General features: G+C 68.3%; 12 protein-coding genes and 1 tRNA gene. 8 read left to right on the top strand and 5 right to left on the bottom strand.

Annotated elements, in window-relative coordinates; all coding sequences use genetic code 11:
• The first annotated feature begins 31 nt into the window (after positions 1–31).
• The gene (locus AC1C2R_RS02340; protein ID WP_495378809.1) at positions 32–1,339 is read left to right on the top strand and encodes a UDP-glucose dehydrogenase family protein; all 1,308 of its coding nucleotides are present in this window, start codon (positions 32–34) and stop codon (positions 1,337–1,339) included.
• 59 nt (positions 1,340–1,398) lie between these two features.
• Here AC1C2R_RS02340 and AC1C2R_RS02335 read toward each other — a convergent pair.
• The 3 genes from AC1C2R_RS02335 to AC1C2R_RS02325 all read right to left on the bottom strand — a co-directional run bounded on the left by AC1C2R_RS02335 (position 1,399) and on the right by AC1C2R_RS02325 (position 5,255).
• Positions 1,399–1,472 (bottom strand) — tRNA-Pro (locus tag AC1C2R_RS02335).
• A 106-nt stretch (positions 1,473–1,578) separates the two neighbouring features.
• On the bottom strand, positions 1,579–2,595 hold the full coding sequence (locus AC1C2R_RS02330) for a metallophosphoesterase (protein WP_495378808.1): 1,017 nt from the start codon (positions 2,593–2,595) through the stop codon (positions 1,579–1,581).
• Positions 2,596–2,609: 14 nt separating this feature from the next.
• Positions 2,610–5,255, bottom strand: a complete 2,646-nt coding sequence (locus AC1C2R_RS02325; protein ID WP_495378807.1) for a transglycosylase domain-containing protein — start codon at positions 5,253–5,255, stop codon at positions 2,610–2,612.
• 172 nt (positions 5,256–5,427) lie between these two features.
• Here AC1C2R_RS02325 and sp36 point away from each other — a divergent pair, with 172 nt between their 5' ends.
• Both sp36 and AC1C2R_RS02315 read left to right on the top strand, forming a co-directional pair.
• Positions 5,428–5,655: a Sp36 family protein gene (sp36, locus tag AC1C2R_RS02320; RefSeq protein WP_495350935.1), complete on the top strand. Its 228-nt coding sequence runs from the start codon at positions 5,428–5,430 to the stop codon at positions 5,653–5,655.
• A complete protein-coding gene (locus AC1C2R_RS02315) occupies positions 5,655–6,125 on the top strand; it encodes a RidA family protein (protein ID WP_495350934.1) in 471 nt (156 codons plus the stop codon). The genes sp36 and AC1C2R_RS02315 overlap by 1 nt, the downstream gene beginning before the upstream one ends.
• Positions 6,126–6,211: 86 nt before the next feature.
• Here the strand turns inward: AC1C2R_RS02315 and acs are convergent, their stop codons facing one another.
• Positions 6,212–8,164: an acetate--CoA ligase gene (acs, locus tag AC1C2R_RS02310; protein WP_495350933.1), complete on the bottom strand. Its 1,953-nt coding sequence runs from the start codon at positions 8,162–8,164 to the stop codon at positions 6,212–6,214.
• Between the two features lie 467 nt (positions 8,165–8,631).
• Between acs and AC1C2R_RS02305 the strand changes: the two genes are divergently transcribed.
• The 5 genes from AC1C2R_RS02305 to AC1C2R_RS02285 are packed head-to-tail and all read left to right on the top strand — an operon-like array spanning position 8,632 to position 11,832.
• Positions 8,632–9,774: a TadA family conjugal transfer-associated ATPase gene (locus AC1C2R_RS02305; protein WP_495378806.1), complete on the top strand. Its 1,143-nt coding sequence runs from the start codon at positions 8,632–8,634 to the stop codon at positions 9,772–9,774.
• Between the two features lie 8 nt (positions 9,775–9,782).
• Positions 9,783–10,784: a type II secretion system F family protein gene (locus AC1C2R_RS02300; protein WP_495378805.1), complete on the top strand. Its 1,002-nt coding sequence runs from the start codon at positions 9,783–9,785 to the stop codon at positions 10,782–10,784.
• 58 nt (positions 10,785–10,842) lie between these two features.
• Positions 10,843–11,082, top strand: a complete 240-nt coding sequence (locus AC1C2R_RS02295) for a DUF4244 domain-containing protein (RefSeq protein ID WP_495350930.1) — start codon at positions 10,843–10,845, stop codon at positions 11,080–11,082.
• Between the two features lie 16 nt (positions 11,083–11,098).
• The gene (locus AC1C2R_RS02290) at positions 11,099–11,407 is read left to right on the top strand and encodes a TadE family type IV pilus minor pilin (RefSeq protein WP_495378804.1); all 309 of its coding nucleotides are present in this window, start codon (positions 11,099–11,101) and stop codon (positions 11,405–11,407) included.
• Positions 11,407–11,832: an Rv3654c family TadE-like protein gene (locus AC1C2R_RS02285; protein WP_495378803.1), complete on the top strand. Its 426-nt coding sequence runs from the start codon at positions 11,407–11,409 to the stop codon at positions 11,830–11,832. The genes AC1C2R_RS02290 and AC1C2R_RS02285 overlap by 1 nt, the downstream gene beginning before the upstream one ends.
• 25 nt (positions 11,833–11,857) lie before the next feature.
• Here the strand turns inward: AC1C2R_RS02285 and AC1C2R_RS02280 are convergent, their stop codons facing one another.
• Complete coding sequence (locus tag AC1C2R_RS02280) at positions 11,858–12,094, bottom strand: hypothetical protein (RefSeq protein WP_495378802.1); 237 nt, start codon at positions 12,092–12,094, stop codon at positions 11,858–11,860.
• Between the last annotated feature and the right edge of the window lie 82 nt (positions 12,095–12,176).

The raw sequence follows: 12,176 nt of genomic DNA, 5'->3' as shown, positions 1-12,176 counted from the left end.
GGAACCCGTTCGCTCGAAACGAAGGAATGGCATGCGCATCTCGGTCATCGGCTGCGGCTATCTTGGCGCGGTCCACGCTTCCGCCATGGCAGAACTCGGCCACGACGTCGTCGGCATCGACGTCGACCCAGGCAAGATCGCGGCGCTCGCGTCGGGACGCCCGCCGTTCTACGAGCCCGGCCTGCCCGAGATCCTCACCTCGGCCTCTGCGAGCGGGCGGCTGCGGTTCAGCACCGATATCGCGGATGCCGCTGACGCCGAGGTGCACTTCCTCGCCGTCGGCACGCCTCAGTCGAGCGAAACCGGGGCCGCCGATGTCTCGTTCGTCGATGCGGCGTTCCGAGGACTGCTGCCGCATCTCGCTTCGGGTTCGCTCGTCGTCGGCAAGAGCACGGTGCCGGTCGGCACCGCGACCCGGCTCGCGACGTGGCTCGCCGCCGAAACTTCTCACGCGAGCCTCGCCTGGAACCCCGAGTTCCTGCGCGAAGGCTTCGCGGTGAAAGACACGCTCTCGCCCGACCGCTTGGTCTACGGCGTCGGCGAGGGCGACGACAACGCGGTATCCGTGCTCGATCACGTCTACCGGGCCGCGATCGAAGCCGGCACGCCCCGCATCGTCACCGACTACGCGACCGCTGAGCTCGTCAAGGTCGCCGCCAACGCGTTCCTCGCCACGAAGATCAGCTTCATCAACGCGATGTCGGAGATCGCCGATGCGACCGGAGCGGATGTCACGGCACTCGCCGACGCCATCGGCCACGACGCTCGCATCGGCCGGCGCTTCCTGAATGCCGGCCTCGGATTCGGAGGGGGCTGCCTGCCCAAGGACATCCGCGGATTCACCGCTCGCGCCGCTGAGCTCGGTCTCGGCGACACCCTCGCGTTCCTCACCGAGGTCGACGCGATCAACATACGGCAGCGCCGGCGTGTCGTCGATCTCGCTTCGGCCGACCTCGGAGGTTCTGTCGAGGGCAGGAAGATCGCGGTGCTCGGGGTCACGTTCAAGCCCGACTCCGATGACGTTCGCGACTCGCCGGCGCTCGACATCGCCGCGCAATTGCGTGAACTCGGTGCCCTCGTGGTCGTGACCGACCCCGAGGGCATCGCGAATGCGCGTGCCAAGTGGCCTGAGCTCTCCTACGCCGCGACGACCCGCGAAGCGCTGTTCGGTGCCGAGCTGGTCATCCTCGCCACCGAATGGAGCGAGTACCGCACGCTGGATCCCGAGGCCGTGGGCCGGCTCGTGGGGGAGCGGCACATCATCGACGGGCGCAACGTGCTCGATCCAGCTGCATGGCGTGCGGCCGGGTGGTACTACCGCGGACTCGGACGCCCCTGACACGGCGGGCTCGCCGATGCATGCGAAAACCCCCTCCCGGAGGAGGGGGTTTCACCCGGTCGGGGTGACAGGATTTGAACCTGCGACCTCGTCGTCCCGAACGACGCGCGCTACCAAGCTGCGCCACACCCCGGGGTGACCCTTGCGGGCCTCAACAAGAATAGCCGATAAATGGCGCTCGCCCGACCAGGTTCGGCGCGGTCACGATGCCGGATGCGCGGCGGGTTCGCACCCCGGTGTCACTCCGTCGGTACGAGAGTGAGCAGTGTCGCCTCCGGCGGGCACGCGAACCGCACCGGTGCGTAGATCGAGGTTCCGAGCCCGGCTGAGACGTTGAGGAACGCCGCACGGAAGCCGTGTCGCCAGACGCTGAGCCCCTTGACCTGGTCGCGCGGGATGTCGCAGTTCGTGACGAGCGCTCCGAAGCCCGGCACGCACACCTGCCCGCCGTGCGTGTGTCCGGCGAGCATGAGCTGCGCGCCATGATTCACGAACGAGTTCAGTACCCGCTGGTACGGCGCGTGGGTCACACCGACCGTGACGGTGGGGCGAAGGCCGGTGGCGCCGCCTTGAGCTTGCCGAAGGGATGCCTCGTCGGGCCAGGTCTCGTCGCCGAGCGGGTCATCAGCGCGCAACTCGTCGATCGCCGCCGTGATGAGGTCGAGCCGGTCGTATCCCTTGTGCGGGTCGTCGACACCGAAGAACTCGAAGTGCGTGCCGCGGAGGTCGAGAGCGGCCGCGGTGTTGTCGAGGTCGTTCCACCCGAGTTCGGCGAAGTACGCGTGCAGCTCGTCGATATCGAGCCGCTCCACCTTGGAGAGCCGCTCGGCATCGGAGCGGAGCCGCGACGGGCCGATGAAATACCCGAACGGATTCTTCAGCTGAGGTCCGAAGTAGTCGTTCGAACCGTTGACGAAGACACCCGGGATACCCCGGAACGGCTCGAATGCCCTGCGGATTCCCTCGACGCCTCGAACATGGCCGAGGTTGTCGCCGGTATCGACGATGAGGTCGGGCTCGAGCTCGACCAGGCGTCGCACCCACTCCTGCTTGTCACGCTGCCACGGAGCCATGTGCAAGTCGGAGAGGTGCAGTACGCGGATGGGCTCGGCGCCCGGCGGCAGCACCGGGACATCCACTCGCCTGAGGGTCCATCTGGTGCGCTCGACGAGTGTGCCCCACGCGAGCGCGGCGGCCCCTGTCGCGGCGACGGCGATCGCGATCGCCGCAACGGGGGACGTTCGAGCTGTTGTCACGGGTGGATCGCCGACTAACCGTTGCCGGGAGGGTTGTCGCCCCCGCCGCCCCCGGCGAGCTTTCCAACGGTGATCGTGACCTGGTCGCCAGGCTTCGCCGAACCGCCTCCCGCCGGGTTCTGCGAGATCACCGCGCCGACCTTCGTTGGATCGGTGGTGTCCTCGTTCTGTCGCTTCACCTTGAGCCCGGCCTGTTTGAGGGCCGCCTCGGCCTGATCGCCGGACATGCCGACGACGTTCGGCACGCCGGTCATCGAACCGTTGCTCGTGAACACCCGAATGGTCGTGCCCTTTCCGGCCTGACCCGAAGGGTCGGTTCCGGTCACGGTGCCGGCAGGCAGGTTCGAGTCCTGCTGACCGCCGTCTTCGTACACGAAGCCGGCAGCCTCGAGGGCCTGCTTGGCCGCGTCTGGTGCGAGGCCGGCGACCTGCGGAACATCGACGAGCACCTGCTTGAACGCCGACGGGTCGGGATCGGGGAACGCGTCACCACCGTACTTGTTGTCGGCCAAGGTCATGATCTTCTTCCACATGCGGTGGCGGGCGGTCGCCGCGGCGCCGCTGTCGAAGCTCAGCTGACGGAGGTTCGCGTGGCCGGTGACGTTGCCGACCCAGACGGCCGTTGCGACGCGGGTCGACGCGCCGTTCATCCACGTGCCCTCGTTGTTGTCGGTCGTTCCGGTCTTGCCGATGTGCGGCACGCCGGTGCCGGTGTTCGACGCGCTCGCAGTACCGTTGAAGGTTTGCGCCATGGCGTACCCCATCGCGTGTGCGACGTCAGGAGTGACCGACTGCGGGCACGCCGTCTGCGGTACCTCCTCGTCGACGCCCTTGCTGTTGACGATGCGAGCGATCGCGATCGGAGAACAAGTCGCACCGTTGTTGGCGACGCCCGCGAAGGCAGCCGCCATGCTGAGCGGCGAGACCTCTTCGGTGCCGAGAATGGCGCTCGGACTGAACACATCCCCCTCGGTCGCCTGCCGCGTGCCGTCGGCATTGAACAATGGAGCGCCGGTCTCGTCGTCGTAGGCGGGCTTCTGGCCGAGGTCGAGGCCGTCGGCTCGCCGAACGCCGAAGGCCTGCGCGGTGTCCTTGATCTTGCAGAGATCGAGCTGCTGACCCATGGCGACGAACGCGGTGTTCACCGAGTACTTCGTTGCGTCGACTGCGTTGTTCGCACCCTGGCCGTCATCGTTCTTCGGGTTGAAGCTTCCGGTCCACCCTCCGTAACAGGCTGCGGGGAAGGAAGTGAAGGTGCGTCGGGCGCCGTTGAACGACTCACGTAGGGAATGGCCCTCGTTCAGCCACTCCGCCAGCGTGAACACCTTGAACGTCGACCCCGGCTGGAAGCCGAGCGACCCACCGTGTTCGTAGTCGGTGCTGTAGTTGATCGAACTGTAATCGCCGGCGCTCGCCTCGATGACCTCGGGATCCTGCGTGTACTTCTTGTTCTGCGCCATGGCGAGGATCTTGCCCGTGCCGACTTCAACGCTCACTGCGACCGATCCGACGTCGAATCTGGAGTCGGTGAACGGTACATTCTCGGCCATAGCACCCTCGGCCTCGCCCTGCAGCTCGAGGTCGAGGGTCGTGTAGATGTCGAGCCCGCCCTTCTGCAGCATGCGCGAGCCTTCGTTGACGTCGGTCGTCGCGGGGTCGTCGTACTCGGTCTTGATGACCCAGGTCACGTAGTCGCAGAAATATGCGGAGCCACCGGCACTCTGGCAGCCCGTGCTGCCTTCGTGGATCGCCGGCGCGACCGGAGTCGCCACCGCGGCGTCGTACTCCTCTTGGGTGATCTTCTGGAGCTTCAACATCTCGCCGAGGATGTAGTCGCGACGCTCCTTGTTCGCGGCGTACGGCACCGGTTCGCCCTCGTCGTTGACCGTGGCAGCGCCGTTCGTCTCGCTCTCGGGGTAGTCGAGGCGGAACTTCTCGGGGTTGTTCACGATCGCGATGAGGCTCGCGGCCTGCGGCAACGTCAGGTTGGCCGCCGAAGTGTCGGCGAAGTAGTAGCGAGCGGCTGCTTCGATACCGTACACGCGCCCACCGAAGTGCGCGATATTCAAGTAGCTGCGAAGGATGTCGTCTTTCGGGTACTTCTTCTCGATCGCGATGGCGTACCGCATCTCTTTGAGCTTGCGATCGATCGTGGTCTCGGTTGCGGCCTCGTAGGCGGCTTCTTCTTCTTCGGGGGTCGTTGCCTCCGAGATGCCGTCTTGGATCAGCACGTTCTTCACATACTGCTGGGTGATCGACGACCCACCCTGAGTGTTGCCCTTCAGCACGGTGTTCAGCGCACCGCGCACGGTACCTTGCACGTCGATGCCGCCGTGTTCGTAGAACCGGGGGTCCTCGCCAGCGACTGCGGCGTCTTTCACGTACTGCGAGATGGCTTCCCACGGTACTTCTTCGCGGTTCTGGTCGTAGAACGACGCGAGCGCGAACGGGGTGCCATCGGAGTTGGTCGCGTAGATCGTCGACTTCTGCGCAAGATCATCGATCTCGAGGTACCCGGGCAGGTTCTCGAACATCGAGATGCTGTTGTTCGCGGCCATGCCGGTGACAGCGAGAGCCGGAGTCACGGCGACCGTGACGAGCACGCCGGCGAGAGCGCTCATGCCGACGAAGCCGAGGATTCCGGCACCGACGTCGCTCATCGTACGTTTTTGGGCAGACATATAGTGGAGCTTAACGGAGAATGCTGGCAAATCCCGCTATGCAGGCACTGTGCCGTTTCGTGGCGCAGGCGCGCCGATGCCCGCGAATCCCGTACTTCGTTCGACATTTCCGAGAATGCGCGTCATCCACGCGACAGAGAGACAGGAACCCATGACGACCTGGGAGTACATCACCACTCCGCTGCTGATCCACAACACGGCGGCGATCCTGAACAACTGGGGGTCGGAGGGCTGGGAGCTCGTGCAGATCGTGCAGGGCCCCGAGGGTGGGCTCGTCGCCTACTTGAAGCGCCCAGTCGGTGGGGAGTCGTCTTCCGCGGCATCCGCCGGAGCCGCCGCTTCTGCGCTGGCCGCCAAGCAGTTCGAGGGCGAAGCCTGATGGCTGCCATCGAGGCTCGCCTGGCCGAGCTCGGCATCGAACTGCCCGAGGTCGCGCCGCCCGTCGCCGCCTACGTGCCCGCGGTCGTCACGGGCTCCCACGTGTACACCTCGGGACAGCTGCCCTTCACAGCCGGTGCCCTGCCCGCCACCGGCAAGGTCGGCGACGGCCACGGGTTGGTGCCCGCAGACGACGCGAAGGAGTATGCCCGCACGGCGGCGCTCAACGCGCTCGCGGCCGTGCGCGCCGAGCTCGGTTCACTCGACCGGGTCACCCGCATCGTGAAGCTCGTCGGCTTCGTGGCATCCGACCCCGCTTTCACCGGCCAGCCGGGTGTCATCAACGGTGCGTCGGAGGTGCTCGGCGAGATCTTCGGCGAGCCCGGCCGTCACGCCCGGTCGGCGGTGGGTGTCGCGGTGCTGCCGCTCGACTCGCCGGTCGAACTCGAGCTCGTCGTCGAATTCGCGTAGCCGACCGAACAACACAACGAACGACGGATGCCGCGTCGGGAGCGATCCCGCCGCGGCATCCGTCGTTCGTGAAGTACGATCGGGCGCTACTTCACCTGCTCGCTGATGACCTGCATGATCGAGGTGTCGGCGAGCGTCGTCGTGTCGCCGATCTCGCGGCCCTCGGCGAGGTCGCGCAGCAGCCGCCGCATGATCTTGCCGGAGCGCGTCTTCGGCAGCTCGTTGACGATGAACACCTGGCGGGGGCGGGCGATCGCGCCGATCTGCAGGGCGACGTGCTTGCGCAGTTCATCGCTCGCCGCGGCGATGTCGGTGACCTGGTCGGCCTGACTCGTCTTCAGGATGACGAACGCGACGACCGCCTGGCCCGTGGCCTCGTCGGAGGCGCCGACCACGGCGGCCTCCGCCGTCCACGGGTGGGCGACGAGCGACGACTCGATCTCGGCGGTCGAGAGACGGTGGCCCGACACGTTCATGACGTCGTCGACCCGACCGAGCAGCCAGATGTCGCCGTCTTCGTCGCGGCGGGCGCCATCGCCGGCGAAGTACGTGTCGCCGAACTTCTCCCAGTACGTCTCTTTGAAGCGCTCGGGGTCGCCCCAGATGCCGCGCAGCATCGACGGCCACGGCTCGGTGATCGTGAGGAGGCCCCCGCCTTCGCCTTCGATCGGCGTGCCGTCGTCGTTGACGATGTCGATCGAGATGCCGGGGATCGCCACTTGCGCCGAGCCGGGCTTCAGATCGGTGATGCCCGGCAGGGCCGAGATCATGATCGCGCCGGTCTCGGTCTGCCACCATGTATCGACCACGGGGATCGAGCCGCCGCCGATGACGTGGCGGTACCAGATCCAGGCCTCGGGGTTGATCGGCTCGCCGACCGAGCCGAGAAGGCGGAGCGAGCGCACGTTGAAGTCGCGCACGACGTCGCGCCCCTGCTTCATGAAGGAGCGAATGGCGGTAGGTGCCGTGTAGAGGATCGAGACCTGGTACTTCTCGACGATCTCCCACCAGCGCCCGGGGTGGGGAGTGTCGGGGGTGCCCTCGTAGAGCACCTGGGTGGCGCCGTTCGCGAGCGGGCCGTAGACGACGTAGGAGTGGCCCGTGATCCAGCCGACGTCGGCGGTGCACCAGAACACGTCGCGTTCGGGGTGCAGGTCGAACACGTTCTTGTGCGTGAATGCGGTCTGCGTGAGGTACCCGCCCGACGTGTGCAGAATGCCCTTCGGGTTGCCGGTGGTTCCCGAGGTGTAGAGGATGAACAGCGGGTGCTCCGCGTTGAAGGGCTGCGCCACGTGTTCGGCGTCGACCGCCGCGAGCTGCTCGCTCCACCACACGTCGCGGCCCTCGGTCCACGCGACGTCGCCGCCCGTGCGGTTGACGACCAGCACCGAGCGCACGGTGGTCTCGGCCGCCTCGATGGCCTCGTCGACGGTCGGCTTCAGCGGGAACGCCTTGCCCTTGCGGTAGCCGCCGTCGGCCGTGATGACGACCTCGGCCTGCGCGTCGTCGATGCGGGACTGCAGGCTCTTCGACGAGAACCCGCCGAAGACGACCGAGTGCACGGCGCCGATGCGTGCGCAGGCGAGCATCGCGACGACGGCCTCGGGGATCATCGGCAGGTAGATCGCGACGCGGTCGCCGTCGTTCACACCGAGCGCGAGCAATGCGTTCGCAGCGCGCTTGACCTCTGCGGTCAGCTCGGCGTAGGTGATGGCGCGGCTGTCGCCGGGTTCGCCCTCGAAGTGGAGGGCGACGCGGTCGCCGAGCCCTGCCTCCACATGGCGGTCGAGGCAGTTGTAGGCGACGTTCAACTCGCCGTCGTGGAACCATTTGGCGAACGGCGGGTTCGACCAGTCGAGGGTCTGCGTGAAGGGCGTGCTCCAGGTGAGGAGATCGCGAGCCTGCTCGGCCCAGAAGCCGAGTCGGTCGGCCGCTGCCTCCTCGTACAGACGCTCGTCGGCGACGGATTGGGCGGCGAACTCAGGGCTCGGGCGGAATCGCCTGATCTCCTCGAGCGCGTGATCGATCTGAATGGTCATGGTTCTTCAGTCGCTCCTTCACGAGTGCTTCTTCGATGGGTCGCCTGCCCCACGGAGCACACTACCCGCCGCTCGGAGCAGGAGAGGAATCGCTTCGTCGCGTAGCGTCGCAGTGGACTTCCACGGCCGATTGGCGCGCCTTCCTGTGGGCAAGCGCAGAGAATTCTGTGTGTCGGCACAAATGAGGACAAAAAATGCTTGCGCATCTTTCTGCAGGCCGTATGCTGATTACCGCCCGGACACTCGTTTCGTGGCCTGCAGCGCTCGTGATTCCCCCCAATCCTTGCGCTGCCGAGGCGGCACCTGTTCCCCCCAATGGGTGCCGCCCCCTTTTCGTTAAAGGGGTATCGCGATTTCGGCGGTGCCTGCGGGTCGAGTCCTCCTCCACAACGGCGTGGGGGAGGCTCTTTCCATACCTGCGGTGCAGCGGATGCCGCTGAGTCACCGCTGCTCCATACGCTCGCGATATGAGTACTCCCTTCGTAGCGACGCCCTCATGGCAGCGCGAGCCGCGAGTGTCGTCTGCGGCGCAACAGGCGTTCGCGCCGCACGACACCGTCACGCCGCCTCGCGCGGTCGAGGCTGGTTCAGCATCGTCGGGTACGGGGCAGACGTTGCGGCCAGTCGGGGGTTCCCTCCGCAGACCCGCTTCCAGTGGGTCCACCGCCAGCACCGCCACCGACCGTACCGCCGACCTCTCGATGCTCGGGCCGCTCGAGAGCTTCGCTTCAGATGGGCCGGTGACCGATCTCTTCGTCAATGGAGAGCGCGGCCTCTGGATCGACCGCGGCGCGGGTGCCGAGCGCGAGCCCGATTGGGTCGCCGACGAAGCCGAGGTACGTGCCCTCGCGATGCGGCTCATCGCCCGCGGCGGCCGGCACATCGACGAAGCGACGCCCGCCGTCGATGTGCGGCTGGGTCGCGGCATCCGAGTCCATGCGGTGCTTCCGCCGGTGTCGGCGACCGGCACGGCGATCTCGGTGCGTGTTCCACGAGCCGGGGGGTTCTCGCTCGCCGCGCTCGCACGAGCCGGCATGGTCGACGCGACGCACGAGACGATGCTGCGAGAAGCAGTCGCCGCCCGCAAGAACCTGCTGGTGACGGGGGCAGGCGGCACGGGCAAAACCACTCTGCTGGCGGCACTGCTCGCTGAGGCTCCCGAACGAGAGCGCCTCGTCATCATCGAAGACGTCGCCGAGCTGCAGGTCGAGCACCCGCACGTCGTCTCGCTCGAGGCGCGGCAGGCGAATCTCGAGGGAGCCGGCAGCGTCGGCCTCGACGCGCTGCTCCGCGAGGCGCTGCGCATGCGCCCCGACCGGCTCATCGTCGGAGAATGCCGTGGCGCGGAGCTGCGGGAGCTCCTCGCCGCGCTCAACACCGGCCACGACGGCGGTGCCGGCACGCTGCATGCGAACTCGCTCGCCGATGTTCCGGCCCGGCTCGAGGCGCTCGGGTCGATCGCGGGCCTCTCGCCTGACGCGCTTGCCCGGCAGACGGTGAGCGCGTTCGACCTGGTGCTGCATCTCGAACGCATCGACGGCAGGCGGCGTCTCGCGCAGATGGGGCGGTTCGAGCTCCACGGCGACCGACTCGTCGTCGAGGCGATGTGAGCGAGCGGATGCCGCGCGCGACCCGACTGCGCGAACGCATCGCCCGTCTCCGCCGGCGCCCCGATCCCGCGGCAGAGGTCGATGCGATCGCCGCCGTCACCGAGCGACTCGCGGTGCTGCTCGCAGCCGGGGTGCCGGCATCGAGTGCGTGGACTCATATCGGTGCCGATTCCGATGCCGGTTCCGAACCCGATTCCGCCGCTGGTTCCGACGCTCTGGTGCTTGCCGCGGCCGCGGCTGCGGCGCGGAACGGCGAGCCCGTGGCACCGGCCATCGCGTCAGCGCGCAACGCGCATCCCGAAGCATCCGCCGCATGGCCGGTACTGGCTGCCGCCTGGGCGGTCGCAGCCGAATCCGGGGCGCCCCTCGCCGGGAGCCTGCGGGAGCTCGCAGCGGTGCTGCGCGATGAGGCGCAACTGCGTCGCGAGGTGCGCACGGCGCTCGCCGGACCCGAGGCGAGCGCCCGTCTCGTCATGGCGCTGCCGGCGATCGCGGTCGTGTTCGGCGCGACGCTCGGGTTCGACACGCTGGGCGTGCTGTTCGGCAATCCGGTCGGGCTCGTCTGTCTCGGGCTCGGGCTGTCGTGCCTGTGGGGCGGTCACCGCTGGAACGCCGCGCTCGCCACGCGAGCAGGTCGTTCGCGCGTCGACGCCGGTCTCGAACTCGAGCTGCTCGCCATCGCGATGTCGAGCGGGGTCTCGATCGACCTCGCTCGTGGCCTCGCCCGTCGTTCGATCGAGCAGCACGTGCCGCACGCCGGTGACGGCGCCGAAGTCGAGGCGATGCTCGGTCTCGCTGCCAGAGCCGGGGCGCCGGTCGCCGAGCTCCTGCGGGCCGAGGCGTTTCGACTGCGTCGAGCCTCCCGCTCGGCGGGGTCGGAGCGGGCGGCCGCACTCGGGGTGCGCCTCATGCTTCCGCTCGGGCTCTGCGTGCTGCCGGCCTTCGTGCTGCTCGGCGTCGCGCCGCTCATGATCTCGGTCATCACGGGCACCCTCGGCGGTGCCGTATGACCCGACCCGACTCGTGCCACCCGACTGCCGGCCCGCCGGCACCACTGGAAGGAACACCATGCCCGAACACTCCATCGCCGACCGCGCTCGAGGGCAGGAGAGGCCGAACCTCGCTCGCCGGGTCGCCCGTCTCGTTGCCCGCCGCCTCGCGGGCGAACGCGGCGCGGCGACGGCCGAGTACGCCGTGGCCACCATGGCAGCCGTCGGATTCGCAGGCCTCCTCGTCATCATCCTGCGCGGTGACGAGGTGCGCGGCATCCTCACCGACCTCGTGCGGAATGCGCTCACGGTCGGCTGACGGCGAGCGCGGCGGCGTGACCGCGGAATTCGCGGTCGCGCTGCCCGCCATCGCGCTGGTGCTGGCCGCGTGCCTCGCCTCGGTGCAGCTCGTCGCCCAGCAGGTGCGATTGACGGACGCCGCGGCCGACGCAGCCCGAGCGCTCGGGCGAGGCGAGTCCGATGTGGCGGCGGGCGCCATCGCCGACCGGATCTCGGGCGGCGCAGAGCTGTCGGTCGCAACTGACGGTCAGTTCGTCTGTGCGACGCTTCACACTTCGGGCGCAGGGCTCCTCGCCGCTATCGAGCTGCGCGCAGAGTCTTGCGCCGTGACGGGCGGGCGGTGATGGGCGAGGTGGCGGGCACGGCTGCTCGCGCAGGGCGGCGAGCCGCGCACCGACGTGCCGGCACGGGCGAGGAGTCCGGCGCGGCATCCGTGCTCGCCCTCGGAATCATCGGGGCGGTGACCGCACTCACCATCGCGTTCGTCGGAATGCTCGGCATCTTCGTCGTGTCGCAGCGGGCGGTGAATGCCGCGGATGCCGCGGCGCTCGCTGCGGCCGACGCAGTCTCGGGTGCCGTGGCGGGAGTGCCCTGTCAGCTCGCCGCCGCCGTCGCGGCCCGAAACGGCGGCGAGCTCGGGGCGTGCGAGAGCGATGGCGCGGTGGCATCCGTCACCGTCACCATCGCAGCGGTGCCGGGATTCGAACTCGTCGCCTCGGCCCGCGCCGGTCCGCCGGGATGGCCGGGGCCGCCGGCCTCGCCGGACTGAGTCGGCAACGACTCCGGAGTCCGGATCAGTCGAAGACGGTCTCGATGAAGCGGTACTCGACGGCGCTCGGACGATCGTCGTCGGATGCCGCGAACTCGAGGCCCGCCCCACGCGAGTACACGTAATGCTTGCCCTGGTCGGCGTTCAACTCGAGCCGCGGGCGCGGATCGCCCGAATCGAGGAAGGCGGTGGCCACCGTCTTGCCCTCGAGCGGTCCGTCGATCAGCTTCGCCGTGTACGAGCCCGTCGTTGAGGTTTCCATGAGGCCAATTCTCCTCAACCGCGGGCGAACCGCAAGGGGTGGACGCGCCCTCGTCGCGACGGCTCGGGGCGCCCCGAGTACG

The organism is Agromyces sp. Y182, from assembly GCF_059445385.1.
Note: the sequence above shows the minus strand (reverse complement) of the source record. Positions and strands in the feature narration are given on the sequence as shown.